Genomic DNA, 22,310 nt, shown 5'->3' with positions numbered 1-22,310 from the left:
ACCTGCATAGATTTCTCTCTCTTCTCTTACTCTGCGCTCTCTGCGCCCTCTGCGGTTAATAAAAAAAAATCTCATTCACAAATTTGTATATTTATGTTCTTTGAATTTGAAGCCGATTTTGTAGAAGCCCTGCGGTGCATCCCGATGCAAGTACGTCTCAAGTTAGATACTTGTGGCATTAAATTAAAGTTGCAGGATTGGAATCATTTTAACCAAGCAGAACGTCAAATGCTTGTAGAGAAACCTTGCTTGACAGAAGCAGAAATTATCGATTACCGAGAACAGCTAAACCAAGTATTAATTCAACAGACAGGCAAACCGGGAACAGATTTGACCGTTGATGAAAATCCCCCGTGGATGGATGCTGCAACTGTACCGGAGTCTGTTTCTGCAAAAGCGCAAGAGTTCGGCGTCACAATAACTTTGGCACAGTGGGCGAGTTTGCAGCCGCTACAGCGATTTGCTTTGATTAAGCTTAGTCGATCGAGCCACGAGAATAAAAACTTTCTCCCCGCTGTTCGAGAGTTTCAACTTATTGAATAAGTATATGGTAAAAAGTTTGTAGCCAGCGCGAGCAATCACTCAATGTAGGTTGTTGGTTGGGAGCGATTTCTTTACCATATCGCCTCATTTTCAGCGAGAATATAACTTTTAAGTAGCATTTACTTTCAAGACACCATGTCTAACAATCCTCAGTTTTTTGATCCACTGCCCTACTGGGCTTTCAACAATCCATCAGCAGGAAGTGCCATCAGCCCATTTAGCCCAGTTAGGTTCACTTACTTTCATTTAGAAGACTTTGAAGACGGCGCTTTAAATACACCGGGTGTTACTGTTTCTGAGTTTGCCACAACAGATATTGCAACAACCTTCAGCGACTCGGTGGACGGCGATGACGGAGTTATTGATGGTCAGGCCAGGGGAAACAGCAGCAGCTTATTCTCGAATTTGAGGACTAGCAGCTTTACCTTCAACTTTTCCGCTAATGCACTTGGGGGTCAATTACCAACCCATGCTGGAATTGTCTGGACGGATATTGGCAGGAATGGTGGCGGCACACCCCGGTCTGGCGACTTGCTAAATAACACGTTATTTGAGGCGTTTGGGCCATTGGGAGAATCTCTGGGGGTTATCGGTCCCTTTTCGCTGGGTGATGAGAGTATTTCGCGTACAACCTCAGAAGATAGATTCTTTGGAGTGGTCAATCAAAACGGGATCTCATCAATTCGATTGTCGATGCCCGGTAAAAATAACTGGGAAGTCGATCATCTTCAATATGGTTTCACACCTGGAACCATTTCTCCTTCCCCCTTGGATCCCAATGGCCTCTTCTTCAACCTCTCCACCAATGCCGATAACTTTACCATCGATCCAGCTCGAGTCGGCAATCTACTGGTTCAAGGTTTAGATGGTAACGACTCGATCCAAGGGTCGCCATCGGCCGATCGGGTAAATGGCAATGCCGGCAACGATACTATACTAGGAGGCGACGGCAACGATACGCTCTGGGGCGGTCGCGATAACGATCGCATCGATGGCAACGCCGGCAATGACACGATCGCTGGAAACCTCGGAAATGATACGCTCTCTGGCGGTGCGGGTGACGACCTCCTACGTGGCGGACAAAACAACGATGTGCTCAATGGAGGAGAGGGTAACGACCAATTGGTAGGTGACTTAGGTAGAGATATTCTGACAGGTGAAGCTGGAAACGATCTGTTTGTACTGCGGGTGAATGCAGCCGCCTCCAATGTATCTGAAGCCGATGTTATTGCGGATTTTACGGCGGGTCAAGATGCGATCGCCCTCACCAACGGACTTGCATTTGCAGGAATTGCCTTAGATGCTTCGGGTAGCAATACAGCGATTCGGATTGTTGCTACCGGACAAATTTTAGGGGTTGTTACCGGAGTCCAACCTGCTGCTCTAAGCGCAGCCAATTTTACCACGTTGAATGGGGACTTTTAACTGTTATCAGTTATAGCAATCCTCAAGCTGAATGCGGTGAAGTAGTTTTCTGAAGACGACTGCAAGAAGACTAAAAATTATAGGATTTCAGTCGGTTTTTAACCGACTTGTGCTATGAGACAGGGAATTAATTCCCTGTCGGTCTTCTGGACAATCCGACAGCCCGACAGTCCGACAATCCGACAGCCCGACAGTCCGACAGTCCGACAGCGGGTTGCAAACCCCTGTCTCATAGTGAAAGTCGTCGGTCGCCGACTCAAAATGATGATGCGTTCAGTCGGTTCTGCCTCGTAACGCAGATAGGCGAGAAGAGCCTCCAATTTACCCTTCGCCACGCGAGGCAGAGCAAGAGTGACATCGGTTCCCAGGCTCTTCCTAGAAACCAGTAAAGTAAAAAATATGATTAATTTTATTTTAAGTATTGTTACCGCAGCGTGGTATTATTTTTCTGAGTTTGCAAAGCACTCGCCTGCTACCTGCATTAGTTTCTGAGCTTCGTGAACACGCAAAACACACCCACCGAACCCACACCAGCAACCGAGGATATTCCTCAAGCTGGCACAGTCTCAACAGTCTCGACAGTCTCGTCCGAGACAACGAATCCCATGCAAGACTTTTATCGCCTCCAACAAGAGTTGTTGGCGTACACCCTTGCGTTTACGGCGATTATTTTTATCTCCGTTTGGATTTTTTACTCGCTCAATATTGCCCTGAATTATTTGCTTGGGGCGAGCACAGGTGTGGTTTACTTAAAGATGTTGGCTAGAGACGTTGAACGAATCGGCAGCCAAAATCAACGCATCAGCAAGACAAGGCTCGGTGTGTTTTTAGCGGTGATGATAGTAGGAACACAGTGGAATCAGCTACAGATTTTACCGATATTTTTGGGATTTCTGACTTACAAAGCTGCGCTGATGGTTTACGTGATCCGAAGTGCATTAGCACTAGACTACAGGTAAGTCAGGCAATTCGAGCAAAACTCAACTCATCGATTTGTATGGGGAAGCCCGTTGAATGGCAATGCTTGACGTTCTAAACACCTTTAATCGTTTCCCCCTCGCCGAATTGGAAGTTGGCCAGCAGTTGTACTGGCAACTGGGCAATCTGAAAGTGCACGGGCAGGTTTTTCTAACCTCGTGGTTTGTAATTGCTGTTTTAGTCGTAGTTTCGATTTTAGGAACCAGCAAAATCCAGCGAATTCCCAGCGGAATGCAAAATTTTATGGAGTATGCGCTGGAATTTATTCGGGACTTGGCTAAAAACCAAATTGGGGAAAAAGAATATCGCCCTTGGGTACCGTTTATTGGTACATTATTTCTGTTCATCTTTGTGTCAAACTGGTCTGGCGCTCTAATTCCTTGGAAGCTGATTAAGCTGCCATCAGGGGAATTGGGAGCTCCTACCGCTGACATCAACACGACGGTAGCATTTGCACTGCTGACTTCTCTAGCATATTTTTATGCAGGTCTCAGCAAAAGCGGCTTGGGGTATTTCGCCCACTATGTTGAACCGGTGCCTTTTATGTTGCCGTTCAAAATCATAGAAGATTTCACTAAGCCTCTGTCCCTGAGTTTCCGTTTGTTTGGCAACATTCTTGCGGACGAATTGGTGGTCGGAGTGCTAGTGTTGCTAGTGCCTTTATTTGTTCCTCTGCCAGTGATGGTTTTGGGACTATTTACGAGTGCAATTCAAGCTTTGATTTTTGCTACCTTAGCCGCCGCCTACATTGGTGAAGCTCTAGAAGGCGGTCACGGCGAAGAACACCACGATTAACTAACGATAAACGGCGAAGCATGAGGGAGGAAAAAATAAATTTCTGAACTTAAACTTTCGGCCGTAAAATCGGACAATTCTCTAGACTTTCTGTTCTCAATTTTGTACTTTAGATAAGGAAAATCATCATGAACCCAACAGTTGCTGCCGCTTCCGTAATTGCCGCCGCTTTGGCAGTAGGTTTAGCTGCAATCGGCCCTGGCATCGGTCAAGGTAATGCAGCAGGTCAGGCTGTAGAAGGTATTGCCCGTCAGCCGGAAGCAGAAGGTAAAATTCGCGGCACCTTGCTGTTGAGTTTGGCGTTCATGGAAGCGCTCACAATTTACGGTTTGGTCGTAGCCCTAGTGCTGCTGTTTGCCAACCCCTTCGCATAATAATTGGAAATTTTAGATTTGAGGTTTTGGCGATTCTAATCCAAAATCTCAAGTCTAAAATCGATTAAGCGAATTAGATGGAAGCCGTCAAAAAATCATGATGCACTGGACAGTATTACTAGCAGTTGAAGAAGCGGCTAAGGAAGGGGGACTGTTTGATATAGATGCTACGCTGCCTCTGATGGCGGTGCAGTTTTTAATTCTAGTCGCAGTCTTGAATGTAATTTTTTACAAGCCGCTCAGCAAGTCAATTGACGATCGCGCCGATTACATTCGCAACACTCAAGTCTCCGCCAAAGAACGCTTGGCAAAAGCTCAGCAACTAGCGCAGCAGTACGAGCAAAAACTGGGAGAAACTCGCAAACAGTCTCAATCAGTAATTGCTGCTGCTCAAGCTGATGCCCAAAAAATTGGGGCAGCAAAAGTAGCTGAGGCTCAACAAGAAGCTCAAGTCGCGCGAGAAAAAGCTGGGCAAGAAATAGAGCAGCAAAAGCAAGAAGCAATGCGCTCACTAGAACAACAAGTAGACGCGCTCAGCGGCCAAATTCTCGAAAAGCTATTAGGGCAGTCGTTGGCCAAATAGCGAGACCGAAGAGTTTTAGATTTTTGATGGAATCTCAAATCTAAAATCGCTTCACCCAATCTGCACGCGCAATTATGGAAGAGTATCATGGGGACTGTTTTATTGCTAGCCACAGAAGCTAGCGGCGAAGGTGGTTTCGGTTTAAATTTCGATATTTTAGAAACCAACCTGATTAACCTGGTCATTATTATTGCAGTGCTGTTTTATTTCGGGCGCGGATTTGTAGGTAAAATCCTGACAGAGAGGCGTTCGGCTATCCAAGAGGCGATTCAAGATGCAGAAAAACGCCAAAAAGATGCAGCAGCAGCTCTAGCAGAGCAACAGCAAAAACTGACTCAAGCGCAAGCAGAAGCCGAACGAATTCGTGCCGCTGCTGAAGAAACTGCCAAGAAAGCAAAAGAAGCAATTCTAGCTCAGGCAGCGCAAGACGTTGAACGAATGAGAGCAACAGCAGGTCAAGAGTTGGAAGCGGAGCGGGAAAGAGCGATCGCCCAACTGCGATCGGCTGTTGTATCTCTGGCATTAGCAAAGGTGGAAAGCCAGCTAAAAACTAGCTTAGACGACAGCGCTCAACACCAATTAATCGATCGCAGCATTGCGTTACTGGGAGGCTAAAACGTGAGTACAGTCAGCACAGAAGTCTTACAGCCTTACGCATCTGCCTTGATGTCACTGGCTCAGTCCAACAATCTCTCAGAGAAGTTCGGCGAAGATATTCGTTCCTTGCTGAGCCTGCTAGAAGGTTCGGAAGATTTGCGTCAATTTTTAGCCAATCCGCTGGTAAAACCGGATGCTAAAAAAGCCGTAATTGGGCAAATAGCGGGTGAAGAAATGAGCCCCTTGATGCACAGCTTTCTGAAGCTATTAGTAGACAAAGGAAGAATTCTTTTTTTAGAAGGGATTGGCAAACAATACTTGGCAAGGCTCCGAGAACTAAACCAAACAGTATTGGCTGAAGTTACATCGGCAGTCCCGCTTTCAGACGCTCAACAGCAGACTGTTCGCGAGAAAGTGCAGGCGATGACCAGCGCTAGAAGCGTAGAAATTGAAACCAAAATAGACGCAGATTTAATCGGCGGTGTGGTAATCAAAGTAGGCTCTCAAGTAATTGATGCCAGCCTGCGGGGACAATTGCGCCGTCTAGGAATTCGCTTGAATTCCTGAGAGTTAATAGCTGATGACTATTAGCTAATTTAATTAGCAGTTAACGGTTGGTAGTTTTGAACAACTGATAACTGACAACTGACAACAAACAACTGACAAAAAACAACTGACATGGCAGCAATCAGACCTGACGAAATTAGCAGCATTATTCGCCAGCAAATTGAACAGTACGACCAAGACGTAAAAGTCTCTAACGTCGGTACTGTTCTGCAAGTAGGCGACGGCATTGCTCGGATTTATGGCTTGGATAAAGCTATGTCTGGGGAATTGCTAGAATTTGCCGACGGCACCGTGGGCATTGCACTGAACCTCGAACAAGATAACGTGGGTGCAGTGTTGATGGGCCAAGGCCTCGGCATTCAAGAAGGTTCGGCAGTTACTGCTACTGGCAGAATTGCTGAAGTCCCCGTGGGTGAAGCAATGTTGGGACGGGTAGTTGATGCTTTGGCCCGTCCGATTGACGGCAAAGGAGAAATTAAAACTACTGAATCTCGCTTGATTGAATCTCCGGCACCGGGGATTGTTTCTCGCCGTTCTGTTTACGAACCCATGCAAACAGGAATTACCGCTATTGATGCGATGATTCCGGTGGGAAGAGGACAGCGGGAACTGATTATCGGTGACAGACAAACCGGTAAAACTGCGATCGCGATCGACACAATCATCAACCAAAAATCGGAAAACGTGATCTGCGTTTACGTGGCGATCGGTCAAAAAGCTTCTACAGTAGCTAACATCGTCAACGTCCTGCAAGAAAAGGGCGCGATGGACTACACGATCGTAGTAGCAGCCAACGCTAGCGACCCCGCAACCCTGCAATACTTGGCTCCCTACACAGGTGCTAGCTTAGCCGAGTATTTCATGTACAAAGGCAAGCACACTTTGGTCATTTACGATGACCTTTCCAAACAAGCACAAGCTTACCGCCAAATGTCCTTGTTGCTGCGCCGTCCTCCCGGTCGCGAAGCTTATCCCGGAGACGTGTTTTACCTGCACTCTCGCTTGCTAGAACGCGCTGCTAAATTGAGCGACGATTTGGGCGAAGGCAGCATGACTGCTTTGCCAATTATCGAAACCCAAGCTGGTGACGTTTCTGCTTACATTCCGACGAACGTAATTTCGATTACCGACGGTCAAATCTTCCTTTCTTCTGACTTGTTTAACGCTGGTTTGCGTCCTGCAGTAAACCCCGGTATTTCGGTATCGCGGGTAGGTTCGGCGGCTCAAACTAAGGCTATGAAAAAAGTAGCCGGTAAGGTGAAATTGGAATTGGCACAGTTTGAAGAACTGGCAGCATTTTCTCAGTTTGCTTCTGACTTGGATAAAGCTACTCAAAATCAATTGTCGCGCGGTCAGCGCTTGCGGGAACTGTTGAAACAGCCCCAAAGTTCGCCTCTGCCGATGAACGAACAAGTTGCTGTAATCTATGCCGGTATTAACGGCTATATGGATGACATTCCTGTGGAAAAAGTCAGCAAGTTTACTGTTGGTTTGCGCGACTATTTGCGGACTAGCAAGCCGAAGTACGGCGAAATTGTTCAAGGCGGAAAGGCCTTGACTGATGAAGCTGAGAAGCTGCTGAAAGAAGGCATCACTGAATACAAGCAAAGTTTCTTGGTTTCTGCGTAATTAGTCTTTAGTCATCAGTGATTAGCGGGTGAAATTGTTAGGGACACGGCTCTTGGAGTGTCCCTAGATTAAGGACACGGCATTGCCCATTGGTGTCAACAAACACGTTAAACCCGCAGTCCGACAGGGGTTAAAACCCCTGTCTCAAAGCAAAAGTCCTCTGAAGAGGACTGAAGAAATTATTAGTCCTCTTCAGAGGACTTTCGCTATTAGACAGGGACTTCAGTCCCTGGCGGGCTTTCGGCTTAAGTTGACACGAATGGGCAGTGCCGTGTCCCTACGGTGGGTTAAAAAATGCCGTTTCTCGATCGCGCACAAGCTTAAAAATTGATGACTAGGAACTAAGAACTCAGAATAAAAGCTAAGAAAAAAGGAGAAAATTATGGCAAATCTGAAAACTATTCGCGATCGCATTAAGTCGGTCAAGAACACTAAAAAGATTACAGAAGCAATGCGCTTGGTGGCCGCTGCAAAGGTGCGCCGCGCTCAAGAACAGGTGACTGCTACTCGGCCTTTTGCCGATCGACTGGCAGAGGTATTATACGGTTTGGCGGAACGCTTGCAGTTTGAAAACCTGGATTTGCCGCTGCTGAAAAAACGCGAAGTGCGATCGGTGGGACTGTTGGTAGTTTCGGGCGATCGGGGTTTGTGCGGCGGCTACAACAGCAACATCATCAGATACGCCGAAAATCGCGCTAAGGAAATCAAAGCTGAAGGCTTAGACTACAAATACGTGTTGGTAGGACGCAAAGCTACTCAGTATTTCCAGCGCCGCGAACAGCCGATAGATGCTACTTACGCTAACTTAGAACAAATTCCCACAGCACCGGAAGCGGCACAAATTGCTGACGAATTGCTTTCTTTGTTCCTGTCGGGAACTGTGGACAGAGTTGAGCTAATTTACACCAAGTTTGTGTCATTAATTAGTTCGCGTCCGGTAATTCAAACTTTGCTGCCCCTCGACCCCCAAGGTTTGGAAACTCCCGATGATGAAATCTTCCGCTTGACATCGCAAGGCGGACAGTTTCAAGTATCGCGCGAGAAGGTTGCTTCACCTACGAAGAGTTTGCCCAGGGACATGATTTTCGAGCAAGATCCGGCGCAAATTCTGGAGGCTCTTTTGCCCTTGTATTTGAACAACCAATTGCTGCGGGCTTTGCAAGAGTCTGCTGCTAGCGAGTTGGCTGCGCGGATGACGGCGATGAATAATGCTAGTGAGAATGCTAGCGATTTGATCGGTAGTTTGACGCTGACTTATAACAAGGCGCGGCAAGCGGCAATTACTCAGGAAATCCTGGAAGTTTGCGGCGGTGCTGAGGCTTTGAACGGTTAGATTATAGTTGACAATTTGTTGATTTTATGGTATGCGTCTGAGGAAACTCAGGCGCTTTTTTTATTTATAAAGTTGTTACAATTGACCACAATGTACTAACAAAGCCAAACTCAAGATTTTTTGCAGAAACCGGGTTTATGAGCGTAAATCATAGCTAAATGACTTAAATTAACGCTCTGTAGCGTTTTTCGCGGAAAACGGCATTTTTTGCACTCTTGCATTAGTATGCACTAAGGCATATAGTTAAACTAATGCACCTGTATACAAAAAGCTGGTTTTTAGGCAAACTACATAAAAATGTCAAAATGTATATGTTGTAAAGCCTTGAGCCTGTATGGATGAAAACAAGACTGTGGCTATTAGAGTAGAAATGCCGCCGGATCTGCGGAACCGATTTAAGTCGGCTGTTGCTAGGGACGGTAAAAATATGAGGGATGTTTTGCTGGAATTTATGGAGCAATATGTCATGAAGGCTGAGCAACCAAAAATAGAAGCAAGTCAAAACCAAAACAACACATAGCTGCTGTGTGCAGTGGTGGAGCGATCGCATACAGGGCAAGACATTTAGTTTTTAAACTTTAAGGGAAGTCTGAAGTGAGGAGCGATCGCGTACCGAATCCAAAGCCAGAAAACGTACACCATGTTACAGATCCCGAACTCTGTGAAAAGATGGGCGAAAAATACCACTGGCGGTTAAAAGAAATCCGAGTGACTCGTAACACCCCCCCTGATGTGGCTTGCGTGTTTGACGGGGAACAAACCTCGTTTCAGGATATGTGGCAAGATTACCAAGATTAAAGGAAAGGGAGGAAAAATGGCAAAAAAAATCTGGATTGTCTACAAAACCGAAAGCATGAGTGCTCCGGGCTGGGAACAACGTCAGCTTATGCCGAGGGGCGGTCTCACTAATATACTTTGGGAAAATTGGACTTGGGAAGAAAACCCAGAAATTCCTCAAGTAGGGGACAAAACCCGCGATTATGAAAATTTATCTGACCCCGGTAATGGAGTCACCCACGGGAAAGATGGAGATTGGGTAGTTACTCGCGTTCAGCAGTTTTTTGCTTCCGATACTGAGGAGCGAATTGTGGTGTGTTACTGTTCTTACCAACCTGTTACATCTGATTGGGAAGCGCTACAAGGGGGTGAGTCTGTCAATCAGAGGCTAGCAACTGTCGAGCAATATTGAGTGGATAATTAGTTCGTAAAAGCGATCGACTATTCCTGCACAATTTCATACAAATCTTCGATCGACAAATCAAAAGTCCTTGCCAACTTGTGCAAGGCTGTCACGTCAACAGTTGCTAAGCCGGGCGATCGGGCATAGGTTCTGAGCGTACTGTAAACTACTCCCGATCGCTCAGAAACCTCTTTGATCGTCCAGCCTTTCTCAGCAGCCAACTCTCGAACCCGCAATCTAATTAAACCCATTGACAAAAAACTAGATTTACTCTGGGATAAAATTTTATCGTAAAAAGCGATCGCTCACTCCTGCACAATTTCCACCAAGTCTTCAATCATTACATCAAAGGTGCGAGCCAATTTGTGTATAGAAATAAAGTCAATGGTTGACACTCCCGGACAGCGGGCGTAGTGTCTGACGGTGCTGTAAATTACTCCTGATCGTTCTGAAACCTCTTTTAGCGTCCAACCTTTCTCAGCCGCAAATTCCCTGACTTTTAGTCTGACTAAACCCATACTTGACAAATGATGGTGTACCATCATCGGATAGTGTTATCCCAAAAAGCGATCGACTATTCTTTGACGACCTCAACCAAATCTTCCACCATCACGTCAAAAGTACGTGCCAACTTCAGCAGACAAGTAAAATCAACCATTGCCATTCCTGGAGAACGTGAATAGGTGCTGAGGGTGCTGTAGTTGACTCCCGATCGGTCAGAAACCTCTTTGATCGTCCAGCCTTTCTCACCAGCAAATTCTCTAACCCGCAATCTAATTAAACCCATTGACAGACCACTAGATTTAGTATATTATAATTTTATCGAAAAAAGCGATCGCCCCCAGGTCTGGAAAACTAAAAGACGATCGCCTATCAAAGTTCAAATCCCATCAACTGGGATTTATTAACCATCTGAAATTCCCATCAAGTGGGATGTATCAACCATTGAAAATTCCCATCAAGTGGGATGTATCAACCATGTTAGCAAGCTTTCGACCAAAATCAACCCCCAGACACAGATTGAGCCGGTTTGTGACAAAAGAGGCGATCGCGCGGCTGCTGAAAATCAAGGTAGAACAAATATATCGCTTCGAGTGCTGGGCGCATATCTTGTACGTGCACGCCAAAGGCATGAGTCGGTTTGTCAGTTATGCCGACTTTCCGCCAGTTTTGGGAGTGGAATCGCCCTCTGGTTTAGATTTTGGTTATTGGAAGCGCCGGATAGCGAGTCAGAAAGAGAGACACGCGCCGGATTTTTGGGTGGATTTCTATGCGGCGAGATTTCAGAAAGCTGTTTGTGTTTCTGAATTGTTGGAGTGGGGGAAAATGGTGGGGGTGATTAAATTGATGTTAAGTGCGATCGGGCTGGAGTCGCTGCGAAAGGTTTACGCCCAAGAAAAATCTCTGCTGCAACATTTTTAAATTATGACTAAAACACTGGTGATTAGAAACCGGGTTTTTTTGCAAAAATACGGCATCCCAGCCTTTAACTAAGTGAAAAACCCGGTTTCTTTGCTGTGCGTAACTCTCATAAATCCGATCTCTGCCACAAATATTCAAAAATTGGTTCAAGCTCGACTGCAACAGTTATAATTTCTCCATGCGTTTCCCTCTCTATCCCTTGTTAAGCCCATGAGTAACCTTTCAAACATCCCAGGCATCGCGGGAATTACAGGCTAAGTCCGCTCAGTCTGCGGTTATGCGTTTGGTGGGGTTCCCGCCGTCGGAGTCGAAGTAGGCTTTGATTGAGTTGGCTGATTATGTTTTTAGTCAACTTTATTGCGATCGCGCAGTTTTAGCGAAGATAATCAAATTGTGGTTTACATCTTACCTAAAAAGTTTTATATCAATTAATTGGAGGTATTTACGATGAATTATCAGTTTTTGTACGACGACAAAGAAAGCTGAAAAAATAAAATCAATACTTTATTAGATTCCGAACAATTTTATTGGAGTGAAATTTATATTTTTTCTGCTTTTTTTGATGATGCTGGGGTGACACAAGTAAAACAAATTCTTTCATCCGATTCTTTAACAGAAGATGCGAAAGTTGTGATTGCCATCGGCAGCAAAAACTTCTTTAATGAGATTAAAAATATTAAAAAAATATTAGATTTTATCGAATCAGAAAAATCAAAAAAACCTAATAATAAATCTGTTCACTTTATATGCCCTAAGAAGAACTTTCATATCAAAGCCTATTGTTTTTTAGGTCGGAGTCGGAATGTGAAGATAAAAGCTGACATTCAGATAGGTGTTTCGATCATAGGGTCATCTAATCTAACTCGGCCAGGTCTTGAATGTGAGGGAGAATTATGTATTAGTATCCACAACTTCAACTTAACAAAAACATTAATTGCTCGTTTGTCTGAGATATATATTGATTCTAAGGAATATGATTTATGGGAAAAAATAATTGACGAGTACCAGAACAATCAATATAATTCATGGGAACAAAAAATTAAGGAATTTGCAGAAAAAATTAATAAATATAATGGAGAGTCTTCTGAAAATCAAAATGAAGTTCTCTCACCGTCTGAAGAAAAATCTACGCCTGGAAATCAAGATCAACCACCCATAACAGACACACCCGGTAAATTCCTTAAACTAGGTGTCTTGACTGATAGTTTTCTTCTTGCCAAGGCAACTAATCTCGCTAATGATAAAAATATAGGTTGTTTTCACTCGATTCAAACTATAGATGAAGAGAAAAATGATGTTCCTCAAGGTTCTTTATGCCTCTTATTAATAGAAAACAAGATATTTCAAATTGCTAAAATCCTGTCTCACTGTTCCTATCAAGAAAAGACAGAAGGATGTTTTGTAACATATAAAGAAAATCTAACTTATGAGCTTTCTGAGGATATTCGTGAAATTCTTGCGAAAGAAGAGTATAAAATAATATCTGATCCAAAGAATATGGATGAATTACCTTATAAAACTCTAAATGATTTTGAAGAAGAAGTTAAGAAATATCTGAACATGCTCGACGATGAGAATTATAAAGAAGGGCTAAAAAAAGGTAAGAAGAATATGCAATTAGAAATTGAAGAACTATTGAAAATTAATGATCTCGACTCAATAAAGGAAAGGCTAAAAAAACTCCTTTAATCCATTTTATGTGCCATCATTGTGTTCTCAATACCAACTTAATTTTACAATGGTTATGGGATAAAATCATCGTCTTTACCGGCCATAATAGTAATAGCAGGCTACTTGCAAAAGTGCCATTAATTGTCAGAAAATCAAAGAGAATTTATTGTTTCAGAGTTTATCCTTATCTTAAGTCTTTGCTAAAAGTTTAAGTAACTTCTTTGCTGGTAAGCCCGTAAGATGGCAGATTGAAGGAACTAGAGATAGTGTTAATATTAAGGTAATAGTAGAACCTGATGGGAGAGGAATCATTGTATTGACTAAGTGAGAAACCCGGTTCCTTTTATCAAGTGGCTTGGCTCATAATGTGCGATAATTCACCAAAATTTTAAATAACCAAAAATGGTGAATAACGGGACTAACCAAACCCCTGAGCCAAATTCGGCTAATTGTGGCAGTATTGATGAATCAGAAAGAGCTTTTGGTGAAACCGAAAGAGCAATTGCTGAATTTCTGGAAAGAGAGGGAAAAAATGTTAAAGCCTTGGTAGAAAAAACCGATGGAGGTAGAAATCCCGATGCTGAGGTAGATGGAAAACGCACAGAATTCAAAAGTCTGGATGCCGGTGCTACAAGCGCGACAGTAAAAAATCAGATCAACAATTCGATTAGACGAGGCGGACAGGCTAGGGATATAATTATAGATGCTAGGGCGTCTGGGTTGATAGAGGCTGAGGCTGAACGAGGTTTGCAGAGGGCCAAAAATATTACACGCGGAAAAATTGATAGCGTCCGAATTATTGGCGATATCTATGACATCACTTTTACTGAGTTTCAATAAAGGAGGTTTTTATGTCTCGCACACTAGATATTTTTGTAGACTTTCCACAGGACATCGAACATTTAATCAAAGAATTAGAGTTTATATTGGCTCTAAAATTAGAGCTGGTTTCTGATGGGATTGACCACTGGTATGAGTTTCGTAACTCAACAATCACTCTTACAGTAGGAAAGCATGATTTTGAAAATGATAAAGAACTCAACTTTGAAGAATACCCTTACAACCTATCTATCAGAGCGCTGAACATCTCGAATGAACTTGATAGAAAAAAGTGGCGAGATGAGTTTGCTAGTTATGTTCTCCACAAGTTGAAAACTACCGAAAGGTATCGTTTAATGCTGGTGGATGACTTACAAGTGAAGTTAGAGGAGTTTGCGCCATTGGTGAAGGTTTGATCGAACATCATACAGGCAAGTTCTGAAACCGATTTGTAAAAACGAGGAAATGACTATGGTCACTGCTACTGCCGCACAGAAGCATTTTACTCTAGAAGAGTTCATGGCTCATCCGCCCGACAACATGGAATGGGTGGACGGACAACTTGTAGAGAAAAATGGCATGACACTAAAGACGGGTAAAATTCAGTTAAGCCTGGGGGATGCTTGGAAAAATTACAAAGATTCAAGCGGCCAAGGGGGAGAGGCTTATGTCGAGGTTCCTTGCCGTACCAACCGACAAATTCGCCGTCCCGATGTCGCCTATCTCACACCCGAATTAGTTGCACAATTTGGCAATCTTGCCACTTTACCCCAAAGTTTTTCGTTAATTGCCGAAATAGTTTCACCCACCGATATCGCTGAAGATGTCTTTCTCAAAGCACAGGAATATTTAGAATCTAGCTGTCAGGAAGTTTGGCTAGTTTTTCCCGAAAGTCGTTTAATATTCGTGATGACTCAAAATCAAATATTGACATTTCGAGCCGGCGATACCGCCAGCACCCAACAAATCCTGATCGGTTTTAGCATCGATGTCGATGGATTGCTAGGTTAAACTAAATTATGAAATCCGAAACTCAGTAGGTTGGGTTGAGTTTACGAAACCCAACAATTTCTGGGATTTGTTGGGCGGAGCATTTAGCGGAGGGTTCGCTGTCGCGGTTCCTGAGCGGAGTCGAAGGGCTACGCAACCTACTACTACAATATTCTTAGGTTGATGACCAAGAAATGGAGTCAAACAAAATGACAACTATCCAATCAATAACAACTGCAATAACATCTCTTTATGAACGGGATTTTTATCTTTGGTTACAGACAACAATCAACTTATTGAAAGAGGGAAAGTTTTCTGAAATAGATTTAGAGAACTTACTAGAGGAACTGGAAAGTATGGGAAAAAGCGATAAGAATGCTTTAAAAAGTAATTTAAGGGTACTTTTAATGCACTTACTTAAGTATAAATATCAGCCAGAAAAACGAACAAATAGTTGGGTGTACACCATTCGTGAACATCGTCAACGCATCCGAGATACCTTCAAAACCAGTCCAAGTTTATATCGTTTTTTTGAAGAAATTTTTAATGAATCTTATCAAGATGCTAGGGAATTAGCCGCAGATGAAACAGGTTTATCTATTCAGATATTTCCCCCAGAGTCTCCATTTACTGAAGAAGAAGTTCTTAATCCTGATTTTTTACCGCCTGACAGCGAGCAGCCTGAAAATCCTGAAAATATTGAATAATTGAATCAGATATCCTTTCCACTGGTTCTGAAATCAAATTGCTACAATATATTTAATACTCCCCCAGTCCGCCTTCGCGGACTTCGTTTGTAGAGCATCGGAATTCTATTCGGTGGTATTGAATTAATATCCCACCCTTATCGGAGCAAACCGCCATGTCAGACGACTTTTCCTTAGACGAGCTTTTAAATAGAAGTTATTACGCCTTCAAAGAGGCAGAAAACCAAGTGGGACAGTGCAATGTTTTAGTCATCGGCAAAACTGGTGTTGGCAAAAGTACCCTGATAAATTCCGTTTTTCGCCAACGCTTAGCAGAAACCGGAGTCGGCCGCCCCATAACTCAAGGCATTCGCCAATATACAAAACCGAATTGCCCCATTACAGTCTACGATACTCCCGGACTCGAACTTAACGCCGAACAAATTAAAGTTATTCAATTAAACGTTGCTAAACTGATTGAAGACCAAAGACTCCTGCACCCAAAAGAACACATTCACGTCATCTGGTACTGCATCAATCACAGCGCCAATAGAATAGAATCTGTGGAGGAAAGCTGGCTAAAAGAAATGGAAGTCAAAGATGTACCAGTTCTTTTAGTGCTGACTCAGACCACATCTAAAAAGCCGAGCGAGTTTTTCAAGCAACTGGAACACATGAATTTGCCAGTCAGTCAAATCATCCCCGTCATGGCTGAACCGGAAGAAATTGATGAGGATTATACAGTAAAATCTCACGGTTTAGATAAGTTGGTAGATGCAACTTTTCAACTGCTGCCGGAAGTAGCTAAAAAAGCTTTTGTTAAAGAACAAATTGCAAATATTGCGCTCAAATCCGATATGGCATTTAAGTATCTAAGTGCTTATGTTGCAGGTTCTGCAATTGTCGGTGCGACTCCTGTACCCTTTGCTGATGCGCCGATTTTGATGACGATGCAAACGGCCATGATTGCTAATATTACTGTGATTTTTGGAATGCCCTTTGATAAGGGGTTTATTTCGGCGATGCTGTCTGCTATTAGCGGCGCTGGTGGGGTGACTGCTGTTGGCAGAAGTATTGTTACTAATTTGATTAAAATGATTCCTGGTGCGGGTACAGTTGTCGGCGGTGCTATCTCTGGTGCAACGGCGGCAACTCTCACGCTTGCCCTCGGTTTGGCTTACATTGAAGTGCTTAAAGCTTATATGAAAGCTCAAGTTAATGGGGAACAACTTTCTTTGCAGCAGTTGACAAAGATGTTTGTGGATTTGTATAAGGATTATGCTAGTTCTGGGCGTAAAACTTTGAAGGATGACAAACCGAATCAACCTAAACCACCCAATCAAATTAATATTGAGTAAATTGGGCATGGGGCATGGGGCATGGGGCATAGGGCATAGGGCATGGGTTATTTTGTTACTCCAACTGAGATATTGCACCATTCTCAATAAGCCTTTTATGAACAGGCTTTCCTGCCTGTTCCACAAAGATATTGATTTTCTTGTGGAACAGGCCGGAAAGCCTGTTGCTGAAAATGGTGCAATATCTCAGTTCCAATTACCAATTACCAATTACCAATTACCAATTACCAATTACCAATTACCAATTACCAATTACCAATTACCAAAGATTGCTATAATTTAGTGAATTCTGCAAAAGGGAGTAAATGGCTATGGTAATGGCTGCCGTTTTATCAGAAAATGTTTCTCTAGAAGACTTTATAGCCTGTCCCGCCGATGATATGGAATGGGTGGACGGGCAAATCTCGGAGAAAAATGGCATGACAGTAAAACACAGTCGAATCCAATCTAGACTAGATCGTGCTTGGGGAAATTACAAAGATTCTAGCGGACAAGGTGGCGAAGTCTATACAGAAGTTCCTTGTCGTACTGACAGGCGAGTGCGCCGCCCTGATGTAGCTTATCTGACTGCTGAACTTGTTGCTGAATATGGCGATGTTCCTACTTTGCCTCAAAGCCCGCTGTTAATTGCTGAAATAGTTTCTCCTACTGATATTGCGGAAGAGATTTTTCTTAAAGCACAAGAGTATTTAGATTCGGGTTGTCTGGAAGTTTGGATAGTTTTTCCAGAAAGTCGCTGGATATTGATAATGACTCAAACTCAAAAGTTAACTTTTAACCTGGGTTCTACCGTCAGCACTCAGCTAGTGCTGCCGGGTTTTAGTCTTGCGGTTGATGAGTTGTTGGCTTGAAGGCAAAAAATTAATTAGGTATAAGTGCTTTGTGGCACAGTTCCGCCGTGAGGTTTGTAATAATTTGTGAAAAAGTCATTGACAAAATGCCACTCACTCGCCCGGCCAATTAATAAAAAAAATTATCAATAAAAAATGCAGTTGTAAAATTGCACAAAAGCACCAACAGCGGTAAAATACTGATTGCTTTGTTTCCAAATCTAGCGTAAATTCCAATTGGGGAATTAAAACCAATAATTGATATATGTCTAAGACTTACACTGTTGAATTGATCCACCAAGGCTCTACCTATACCGTAGAAGTACCCGAAGATAAACAAATTCTCCGCGCCGCCAACGCCGCTGGCATTGAGTTGCCGAGTTCTTGCAATGCGGGGGTTTGTACTACTTGCGCTGCTAAAATTATTGAGGGTCAAGTTGATCAAGTTGATGGCATGGGCGTTAGTCCCGAACTTCAGGCAGAAGGTTATGTGTTGCTGTGTGTTGCTTATCCCCGATCGAACTTGAAGATAGAAACAGAAAAAGAAGACATTGTTTACGATCGCCAATTCGGTAAATCCTAGCACTAAGCTAAAATTGACCTAAGTACCGTTAGCGGTAAAACCACTATGGATCGCCCTATGACCACCCATTTCATTTCCGCAGAAGTTGACCTCCACGATACCGCCGAGCAACTGCACTCGGCTATTGAAATTGAACTGCAAAAGCACGGCGAACCCCTACGGTGGGCAGTCACAGACGTGGATGTCGATCGGCAAAAGGCTGTTGTAGAAGGCTACGTGCTCGTGGAAGCATCCCCCGCAACACCGTGAACCCCCGCCCTTTGACAGTGGTTTTGATAGTCCCCACAGGCGTTGGAGCCTCGATTGGTGGGTTTGCAGGAGATGCGCTGCCCGTGGCTAGGGCGATCGCCCAAATTTCAGACACCCTGATCACTCACCCCAACGTCCTCAACGGCGCTCAACTTTATTGGCCCATACCTAACGCTCTCTACGTTGAAGGTTACGCCCTTGACAAATTTGCTGCCGGATGCTGGGGACTGCAACCGGTACATCAAAATCGCATCGGCTTAATCCTCGATGCCGGCATTGAACCAGACTTGCAGTTGCGCCACTTGCAAGCGGCTGATGCAGCGAGAGCTACATTGGGTTTGAATATAACCGATTGTGTTTTAACCGATCGCCCCCTGCAAGTAGAATTGCGTATTTCCGAATCCGGGGCATCCTGGGGGACGATCGGCAATCCAGACAGTTTATTGCGCGCGGCAGAAAAATTAATCACACAAGCAAGAGTAGAGGCGATCGCAGTTGTAGCCAGATTTCCCGACGATGAAGGCAGCCTCGCCCTCGAAAACTACCGCCGTGGCAAAGGAGTTGACCCCCTCGCCGGCGCGGAAGCTGTGATCAGCCACCTCATCGTCAGGACGTTTAAAATCCCCTGCGCCCACGCCCCTGCGCTTTCCCCACTTCCCCTCGATCCGCACCTGTCCCCGCGATCGGCTGCTGAGGAAATCGGCTATACTTTCCTACCTTGCGTGCTTGCCGGACTCAGCAAAGCTCCCCAATTGGTAGCGCCAGAAAGCCAGCAGCACAATCAATTATCAATTACCGCCGATCGAGTCGATGCGGTAGTGATACCCGCCACAGCCTGCGGCGGCAGTGCTATTCTGAGTTTGAGTGCGCGATCGTCCGTACAAATCATCGCTGTCGGCGACAACAAAACCCAGATGCAGGCGACTCCAGAAAAACTCGGAATCAAAGCTTTGCAGGTAAACTCATATTTAGAGGCGATCGGAGTTTTGGTCGCTTTGCGATCGGGCATCAGTCCAGCTTCCTTGGGCGCAGACATCTCCCCCCTGCGTTGTTTGTCTGACTCAACTAAACAAATCTAAAATCTCAAACCTCAAATCTAAAAGTGATTAAGTGGCAGAAAAACTTCCCGGAAATCCTGAAATTGAACCCTTGACGCGCACCCAAATTTTAGTAGCAATGGGCGTGACAGCAATTATGTTGCTGGCGGTAGCTAAATTGTGGTTGCTATTTGGATCGGTCTCGCTTTTGCCAGTCAAATTGATAGGAATCGACTTGCTCAAAGGATTTGCGCTCGGACTGGCAATTACAGGCGGTAGTGCGATCGTTTATCAACTCTGGCCCGGTTATCGCCGCAGTGCGGATGTTTACTTGGAAGTAGTGCTCAAACCTTTGTTTTGGCCGGATTTAATTTGGCTGGGACTCCTGCCGGGACTTAGCGAAGAATTGCTATTTCGAGGCGTGATGCTGTCTGCTTTGGGATTGAATGTTACCGGTTTAGTTTTATCGAGTTTTTGTTTCGGTATTCTGCACTTGGGAACCCTGGATCAGTGGCCTTATGCTGTTTGGGCAACGGCTGTCGGATTGCTGTTGGGTTACAGTGTTTTAGCTACTGGGAATTTGTTAGTGCCAATTACGGCTCATATCTGCACAAATTTGATTTCTAGCTGTGTTTGGAAGTGGGAACACAATCTCGTGAAGCGTTAGCTCGATCGCACTACAATATCGAGGTTGGGGCGGGTTTAATGAATCTCTCACTCGATTGGAGAGATGGGTGAACCCGCCCCTACGGGAATTATGTCTATTTAACGTGATACCGAGTCATTCTATTTTAGATTTTAGATTTTGGATTTTGGATTGACTTGCGCGAGATAAATTCGGGGGCTTGAGGATTTTAGATTTTGGATTGATTCCACGGATAAATCACGTGGCGGGTACCATGAAAAAATTCTCGGTCAATAAACGTAAATTTTGTAGGGGCGGGTTCACCCGTATCTCTGCTTAATAACCAAGGTATTTTTAAACCCGCCCCCACCCAGCGACAGGATTTTATGAGGGTCACACTTACCGGAAACGAGAGTTGAAAACCTTGTTAAGGCAGTTTGTAACTGCTCGATCGCACAATCAACTCACCTTGACTGGGGTTACGGCTGAAAATAAAAGCTCCTTCTTGAGTTTCACCGCTTGACAAAAAATCTATTTGTTGGTCGCCGGATTCTACAACTTCACCGTTGACGCGGAGTTCGGCCATAATTTGCACTGATTCTGCCGTTTCGCCGCCCGTATTAGTTACTGTAAACGGCACGTAAAATTGCCCTTGATTTTCGCGAATAGGCGTGTTCCGAGTGACAGAAATAACCGGAGGTTCCTGCTTTTTAGTCACCCAGTTGTAGAGTACGAGTCCGGTGATGGAAAAGAGGATCAAGCAGGCGATCGCAAATGTCACCCATTCAGCAAAAGTTCTTTTTTGTTGCTGTTCTTTGTTATTACTTTCACTCATACCGCCAACCTCCCCGCGGCGCCGCCAACAGCCGCCGGCAATCCCAATACTAACGTATAGTTCAACCACAGCGACCACGGGTCGTCAAAAGTGAGTTTGTGGAAGAAAAACATCATAAATGCAGAAGCCGCCAGGGACACTAAATAGGCCATGACAGTTTCGCTGAGAGGACGCTGAAAAATCCCTTGCTGCTGCTGCCTTTTTGCTTGATAAGTAAAGCCTGCTACAAATACTATACCGTAAGAAATTAGCAGGGAAGCGGCGATAATTGCTAATTGCCTAGGTGGCGAAATACCTGCCGCTAGCATGGGAATTTCGTCAGTTGGGGCGATGTTGAAAGCAATGATCATCGCGCCGATTAAAGTAGCGCCGATATCTGCTACAGTTGCATTAATGGTAGGTTCCTGTTCACTGTCTGAACTTTGATAGCGATCGCCGCTCAAGAAACCGTTGGCCAGGGCTACTCCCAAGGCAAACGGCAGGCCTTCAAAGATGATTTTCCCCAAAGTTTCTTGCAGCGGAGTCTCCGGGGTAATTTCCCTGAGCAAAAACAGGACAAAAGCCGCGCAGACAATGCCAAGGGCGATCGCTTCTACGGTATCGATTGCAGCATCTAGCCAGCGGATCTCTTGAGTTTTGCGAAAACCTTCCGTGCGAGTCAACAAGAAAACGACGAGAAAAGTAGTTGCGATCGCGATCGACATTTCCGCTGGTGTAGTATAGGAACCGATCCACCAAACCTCCATCGTATAAAGCAGCGGAATTCCGAACAAAAAGCCACCAGATGCACCTCGAATGATGTCGTTTAGTTCCTTTGACCACTGATTTTTAAGTCTTTTTGATTTTTTCATGTTTCGTGAAAACGCACGTCAAAAATTGGGCAAGTAAATATTTTTTTAAACTGGCTCAAATAGAATACCATATTTGTTGTATTCTTTCTCTAACTTGCGTCCAGTCGCTAGCGGTTAAAATTCCCAATCGACGATTGACCAAACGCTTTTCTATTGTGTTCACCTTATGGAGTCGAACCACTGACGAACGCAAAAAACCTGCCTGCTCCCATTCTACAATCTCAATATCAAAAACAGTCTTAGTTGTTTGACTTGTCACTCGTGCAACAACAATACAGCGGTTCCCGCTGTTATGAGGTACAGTAGCAGCAATTAGCAAACCAATTTCTTAAATGTTTAGGGTTCATTAA

Annotated in this window: 33 protein-coding genes; 26 read left to right on the top strand and 7 right to left on the bottom strand. The window is 44.3% G+C overall.

Features of this window, described 5'->3' with window-relative positions; all coding sequences use genetic code 11:
- The first annotated feature begins 93 nt into the window (after nt 1-93).
- Nucleotides 94-543 (top strand): nitrate reductase associated protein, encoded by a 450-nt coding sequence (locus QUB39_RS01535; protein WP_333210182.1) that lies wholly within the window; start codon nt 94-96, stop codon nt 541-543.
- 135 nt (nt 544-678) lie between these two features.
- The gene (locus tag QUB39_RS01530; RefSeq protein WP_333210180.1) at nt 679-1,968 is read left to right on the top strand and encodes a hypothetical protein; all 1,290 of its coding nucleotides are present in this window, start codon (nt 679-681) and stop codon (nt 1,966-1,968) included.
- A 98-nt stretch (nt 1,969-2,066) separates the two neighbouring features.
- Here QUB39_RS01530 and QUB39_RS01525 read toward each other — a convergent pair whose 3' ends face one another.
- Nucleotides 2,067-2,303, bottom strand: a complete 237-nt coding sequence (locus QUB39_RS01525; RefSeq protein WP_333210178.1) for a hypothetical protein — start codon at nt 2,301-2,303, stop codon at nt 2,067-2,069.
- Nucleotides 2,304-2,465: 162 nt separating this feature from the next.
- Between QUB39_RS01525 and QUB39_RS01520 the strand changes: the two genes are divergently transcribed.
- The 11 genes from QUB39_RS01520 to QUB39_RS01470 all read left to right on the top strand — a co-directional run bounded on the left by QUB39_RS01520 (nt 2,466) and on the right by QUB39_RS01470 (nt 10,013).
- Nucleotides 2,466-2,927 carry an ATP synthase subunit I gene (locus QUB39_RS01520; RefSeq protein WP_333054529.1) on the top strand — a complete coding sequence of 154 codons (462 nt, stop codon included), beginning with the start codon at nt 2,466-2,468 and terminating at the stop codon, nt 2,925-2,927.
- 55 nt (nt 2,928-2,982) lie between these two features.
- Nucleotides 2,983-3,741 carry a F0F1 ATP synthase subunit A gene (gene atpB, locus QUB39_RS01515; RefSeq protein ID WP_006631104.1) on the top strand — a complete coding sequence of 253 codons (759 nt, stop codon included), beginning with the start codon at nt 2,983-2,985 and terminating at the stop codon, nt 3,739-3,741.
- Between the two features lie 128 nt (nt 3,742-3,869).
- On the top strand, nt 3,870-4,115 hold the full coding sequence (atpE, locus tag QUB39_RS01510) for an ATP synthase F0 subunit C (RefSeq protein ID WP_006631105.1): 246 nt from the start codon (nt 3,870-3,872) through the stop codon (nt 4,113-4,115).
- 97 nt (nt 4,116-4,212) lie between these two features.
- Nucleotides 4,213-4,698, top strand: a complete 486-nt coding sequence (locus QUB39_RS01505) for a F0F1 ATP synthase subunit B' (protein ID WP_333054530.1) — start codon at nt 4,213-4,215, stop codon at nt 4,696-4,698.
- An 87-nt stretch (nt 4,699-4,785) separates the two neighbouring features.
- Nucleotides 4,786-5,313 (top strand): F0F1 ATP synthase subunit B, encoded by a 528-nt coding sequence (locus tag QUB39_RS01500; RefSeq protein ID WP_333054531.1) that lies wholly within the window; start codon nt 4,786-4,788, stop codon nt 5,311-5,313.
- 3 nt (nt 5,314-5,316) lie between these two features.
- Entirely contained in the window at nt 5,317-5,862 is a 546-nt protein-coding gene (atpH, locus tag QUB39_RS01495) for an ATP synthase F1 subunit delta (RefSeq protein ID WP_333054532.1), read from the top strand.
- A 111-nt stretch (nt 5,863-5,973) separates the two neighbouring features.
- A complete protein-coding gene (gene atpA, locus QUB39_RS01490) occupies nt 5,974-7,491 on the top strand; it encodes a F0F1 ATP synthase subunit alpha (protein ID WP_333037344.1) in 1,518 nt (505 codons plus the stop codon).
- Nucleotides 7,492-7,873: 382 nt separating this feature from the next.
- A complete protein-coding gene (locus tag QUB39_RS01485) occupies nt 7,874-8,824 on the top strand; it encodes a F0F1 ATP synthase subunit gamma (protein WP_006631110.1) in 951 nt (316 codons plus the stop codon).
- A gap of 334 nt (nt 8,825-9,158) precedes the next feature.
- Nucleotides 9,159-9,344 (top strand): hypothetical protein, encoded by a 186-nt coding sequence (locus QUB39_RS01480; RefSeq protein WP_333048362.1) that lies wholly within the window; start codon nt 9,159-9,161, stop codon nt 9,342-9,344.
- Nucleotides 9,345-9,418: 74 nt separating this feature from the next.
- Nucleotides 9,419-9,622, top strand: a complete 204-nt coding sequence (locus QUB39_RS01475) for a hypothetical protein (RefSeq protein WP_190657376.1) — start codon at nt 9,419-9,421, stop codon at nt 9,620-9,622.
- A gap of 16 nt (nt 9,623-9,638) precedes the next feature.
- A complete protein-coding gene (locus QUB39_RS01470) occupies nt 9,639-10,013 on the top strand; it encodes a hypothetical protein (RefSeq protein WP_333210176.1) in 375 nt (124 codons plus the stop codon).
- A 29-nt stretch (nt 10,014-10,042) separates the two neighbouring features.
- Here the strand turns inward: QUB39_RS01470 and QUB39_RS01465 are convergent, their stop codons facing one another.
- The 3 genes from QUB39_RS01465 to QUB39_RS01455 are packed head-to-tail and all read right to left on the bottom strand — an operon-like array spanning nt 10,043 to nt 10,791.
- Nucleotides 10,043-10,255: a helix-turn-helix transcriptional regulator gene (locus QUB39_RS01465; protein ID WP_333210174.1), complete on the bottom strand. Its 213-nt coding sequence runs from the start codon at nt 10,253-10,255 to the stop codon at nt 10,043-10,045.
- A 54-nt stretch (nt 10,256-10,309) separates the two neighbouring features.
- A complete protein-coding gene (locus QUB39_RS01460; RefSeq protein ID WP_106149042.1) occupies nt 10,310-10,522 on the bottom strand; it encodes a helix-turn-helix domain-containing protein in 213 nt (70 codons plus the stop codon).
- Nucleotides 10,523-10,578: 56 nt separating this feature from the next.
- Nucleotides 10,579-10,791 (bottom strand): helix-turn-helix domain-containing protein, encoded by a 213-nt coding sequence (locus QUB39_RS01455; protein ID WP_106149040.1) that lies wholly within the window; start codon nt 10,789-10,791, stop codon nt 10,579-10,581.
- A 146-nt stretch (nt 10,792-10,937) separates the two neighbouring features.
- Between QUB39_RS01455 and QUB39_RS01450 the strand changes: the two genes are divergently transcribed.
- The 13 genes from QUB39_RS01450 to QUB39_RS01390 all read left to right on the top strand — a co-directional run bounded on the left by QUB39_RS01450 (nt 10,938) and on the right by QUB39_RS01390 (nt 20,316).
- Nucleotides 10,938-11,426 carry a hypothetical protein gene (locus QUB39_RS01450; RefSeq protein ID WP_333210172.1) on the top strand — a complete coding sequence of 163 codons (489 nt, stop codon included), beginning with the start codon at nt 10,938-10,940 and terminating at the stop codon, nt 11,424-11,426.
- Between the two features lie 573 nt (nt 11,427-11,999).
- Nucleotides 12,000-13,115, top strand: coding sequence for a hypothetical protein (locus tag QUB39_RS01445; RefSeq protein ID WP_333210170.1), 1,116 nt, complete (start codon nt 12,000-12,002; stop codon nt 13,113-13,115).
- A 384-nt stretch (nt 13,116-13,499) separates the two neighbouring features.
- Nucleotides 13,500-13,937 (top strand): CdiA C-terminal domain-containing protein, encoded by a 438-nt coding sequence (locus tag QUB39_RS01440; protein WP_333210168.1) that lies wholly within the window; start codon nt 13,500-13,502, stop codon nt 13,935-13,937.
- An 11-nt stretch (nt 13,938-13,948) separates the two neighbouring features.
- Nucleotides 13,949-14,332 (top strand): hypothetical protein, encoded by a 384-nt coding sequence (locus QUB39_RS01435; protein WP_333210166.1) that lies wholly within the window; start codon nt 13,949-13,951, stop codon nt 14,330-14,332.
- A 55-nt stretch (nt 14,333-14,387) separates the two neighbouring features.
- Complete coding sequence (locus QUB39_RS01430) at nt 14,388-14,927, top strand: Uma2 family endonuclease (RefSeq protein WP_333210164.1); 540 nt, start codon at nt 14,388-14,390, stop codon at nt 14,925-14,927.
- Nucleotides 14,928-15,115: 188 nt separating this feature from the next.
- Nucleotides 15,116-15,613 carry a DUF29 domain-containing protein gene (locus tag QUB39_RS01425; protein WP_333054540.1) on the top strand — a complete coding sequence of 166 codons (498 nt, stop codon included), beginning with the start codon at nt 15,116-15,118 and terminating at the stop codon, nt 15,611-15,613.
- A gap of 155 nt (nt 15,614-15,768) precedes the next feature.
- Entirely contained in the window at nt 15,769-16,950 is a 1,182-nt protein-coding gene (locus QUB39_RS01420) for a GTPase (RefSeq protein WP_333210161.1), read from the top strand.
- Nucleotides 16,943-17,233, top strand: a complete 291-nt coding sequence (locus QUB39_RS01415; protein ID WP_333054542.1) for a hypothetical protein — start codon at nt 16,943-16,945, stop codon at nt 17,231-17,233. Before QUB39_RS01420 ends, QUB39_RS01415 begins: the two co-directional genes overlap by 8 nt.
- Before the next feature lie 22 nt (nt 17,234-17,255).
- Nucleotides 17,256-17,801, top strand: a complete 546-nt coding sequence (locus QUB39_RS01410) for a Uma2 family endonuclease (RefSeq protein ID WP_333210159.1) — start codon at nt 17,256-17,258, stop codon at nt 17,799-17,801.
- Between the two features lie 244 nt (nt 17,802-18,045).
- Entirely contained in the window at nt 18,046-18,363 is a 318-nt protein-coding gene (locus QUB39_RS01405; RefSeq protein ID WP_333054544.1) for a 2Fe-2S iron-sulfur cluster-binding protein, read from the top strand.
- 57 nt (nt 18,364-18,420) lie between these two features.
- A complete protein-coding gene (locus QUB39_RS01400) occupies nt 18,421-18,612 on the top strand; it encodes a hypothetical protein (protein WP_333054545.1) in 192 nt (63 codons plus the stop codon).
- On the top strand, nt 18,609-19,691 hold the full coding sequence (locus QUB39_RS01395) for a DUF3326 domain-containing protein (RefSeq protein WP_333210157.1): 1,083 nt from the start codon (nt 18,609-18,611) through the stop codon (nt 19,689-19,691). Before QUB39_RS01400 ends, QUB39_RS01395 begins: the two co-directional genes overlap by 4 nt.
- A gap of 31 nt (nt 19,692-19,722) precedes the next feature.
- A complete protein-coding gene (locus tag QUB39_RS01390) occupies nt 19,723-20,316 on the top strand; it encodes a CPBP family intramembrane glutamic endopeptidase (RefSeq protein WP_333054547.1) in 594 nt (197 codons plus the stop codon).
- A 385-nt stretch (nt 20,317-20,701) separates the two neighbouring features.
- Here QUB39_RS01390 and QUB39_RS01385 read toward each other — a convergent pair whose 3' ends face one another.
- Genes QUB39_RS01385 through QUB39_RS01375 form a run of 3 tightly spaced genes read right to left on the bottom strand, consistent with a single transcriptional unit; the run spans nt 20,702 to nt 22,279 of the window.
- The gene (locus QUB39_RS01385) at nt 20,702-21,109 is read right to left on the bottom strand and encodes a TIGR02588 family protein (protein WP_333210155.1); all 408 of its coding nucleotides are present in this window, start codon (nt 21,107-21,109) and stop codon (nt 20,702-20,704) included.
- Nucleotides 21,106-21,960, bottom strand: a complete 855-nt coding sequence (locus tag QUB39_RS01380; RefSeq protein ID WP_333054550.1) for a TIGR02587 family membrane protein — start codon at nt 21,958-21,960, stop codon at nt 21,106-21,108. Before QUB39_RS01380 ends, QUB39_RS01385 begins: the two co-directional genes overlap by 4 nt.
- A 55-nt stretch (nt 21,961-22,015) precedes the next feature.
- A complete protein-coding gene (locus QUB39_RS01375; protein WP_333210152.1) occupies nt 22,016-22,279 on the bottom strand; it encodes a type II toxin-antitoxin system PemK/MazF family toxin in 264 nt (87 codons plus the stop codon).
- Nucleotides 22,280-22,310 lie beyond the last annotated feature (31 nt).

Origin of the sequence: Microcoleus sp. AT8-B5 (genome assembly GCF_036705565.1) — a bacterium.
Taxonomy (GTDB): Bacteria; Cyanobacteriota; Cyanobacteriia; order Cyanobacteriales; family Microcoleaceae; genus Microcoleus.
This window is presented reverse-complemented; position numbering and strand designations above follow the sequence as displayed.

Coding starts and splice junctions, on each gene's coding strand:
- QUB39_RS01405 (WP_333054544.1), top strand. CDS start 18,046: ATGTCTAAGACTTACACTGTTGAATTGATCCACCAAGGCTCTACCTAT.
- QUB39_RS01380 (WP_333054550.1), bottom strand. CDS start 21,960: ATGAAAAAATCAAAAAGACTTAAAAATCAGTGGTCAAAGGAACTAAAC.
- QUB39_RS01385 (WP_333210155.1), bottom strand. CDS start 21,109: ATGAGTGAAAGTAATAACAAAGAACAGCAACAAAAAAGAACTTTTGCT.
- atpA (WP_333037344.1), top strand. CDS start 5,974: ATGGCAGCAATCAGACCTGACGAAATTAGCAGCATTATTCGCCAGCAA.
- QUB39_RS01465 (WP_333210174.1), bottom strand. CDS start 10,255: ATGGGTTTAATTAGATTGCGGGTTCGAGAGTTGGCTGCTGAGAAAGGC.
- QUB39_RS01425 (WP_333054540.1), top strand. CDS start 15,116: ATGACAACTATCCAATCAATAACAACTGCAATAACATCTCTTTATGAA.
- QUB39_RS01455 (WP_106149040.1), bottom strand. CDS start 10,791: ATGGGTTTAATTAGATTGCGGGTTAGAGAATTTGCTGGTGAGAAAGGC.
- QUB39_RS01440 (WP_333210168.1), top strand. CDS start 13,500: ATGGTGAATAACGGGACTAACCAAACCCCTGAGCCAAATTCGGCTAAT.
- QUB39_RS01505 (WP_333054530.1), top strand. CDS start 4,213: ATGATGCACTGGACAGTATTACTAGCAGTTGAAGAAGCGGCTAAGGAA.
- QUB39_RS01480 (WP_333048362.1), top strand. CDS start 9,159: ATGGATGAAAACAAGACTGTGGCTATTAGAGTAGAAATGCCGCCGGAT.
- QUB39_RS01430 (WP_333210164.1), top strand. CDS start 14,388: ATGGTCACTGCTACTGCCGCACAGAAGCATTTTACTCTAGAAGAGTTC.
- QUB39_RS01400 (WP_333054545.1), top strand. CDS start 18,421: ATGACCACCCATTTCATTTCCGCAGAAGTTGACCTCCACGATACCGCC.
- atpB (WP_006631104.1), top strand. CDS start 2,983: ATGGCAATGCTTGACGTTCTAAACACCTTTAATCGTTTCCCCCTCGCC.
- QUB39_RS01435 (WP_333210166.1), top strand. CDS start 13,949: ATGTCTCGCACACTAGATATTTTTGTAGACTTTCCACAGGACATCGAA.
- QUB39_RS01500 (WP_333054531.1), top strand. CDS start 4,786: ATGGGGACTGTTTTATTGCTAGCCACAGAAGCTAGCGGCGAAGGTGGT.
- QUB39_RS01460 (WP_106149042.1), bottom strand. CDS start 10,522: ATGGGTTTAGTCAGACTAAAAGTCAGGGAATTTGCGGCTGAGAAAGGT.
- QUB39_RS01420 (WP_333210161.1), top strand. CDS start 15,769: ATGTCAGACGACTTTTCCTTAGACGAGCTTTTAAATAGAAGTTATTAC.
- QUB39_RS01410 (WP_333210159.1), top strand. CDS start 17,256: ATGGCTATGGTAATGGCTGCCGTTTTATCAGAAAATGTTTCTCTAGAA.
- QUB39_RS01535 (WP_333210182.1), top strand. CDS start 94: ATGTTCTTTGAATTTGAAGCCGATTTTGTAGAAGCCCTGCGGTGCATC.
- QUB39_RS01470 (WP_333210176.1), top strand. CDS start 9,639: ATGGCAAAAAAAATCTGGATTGTCTACAAAACCGAAAGCATGAGTGCT.
- QUB39_RS01485 (WP_006631110.1), top strand. CDS start 7,874: ATGGCAAATCTGAAAACTATTCGCGATCGCATTAAGTCGGTCAAGAAC.
- atpE (WP_006631105.1), top strand. CDS start 3,870: ATGAACCCAACAGTTGCTGCCGCTTCCGTAATTGCCGCCGCTTTGGCA.
- QUB39_RS01450 (WP_333210172.1), top strand. CDS start 10,938: ATGTATCAACCATTGAAAATTCCCATCAAGTGGGATGTATCAACCATG.
- QUB39_RS01530 (WP_333210180.1), top strand. CDS start 679: ATGTCTAACAATCCTCAGTTTTTTGATCCACTGCCCTACTGGGCTTTC.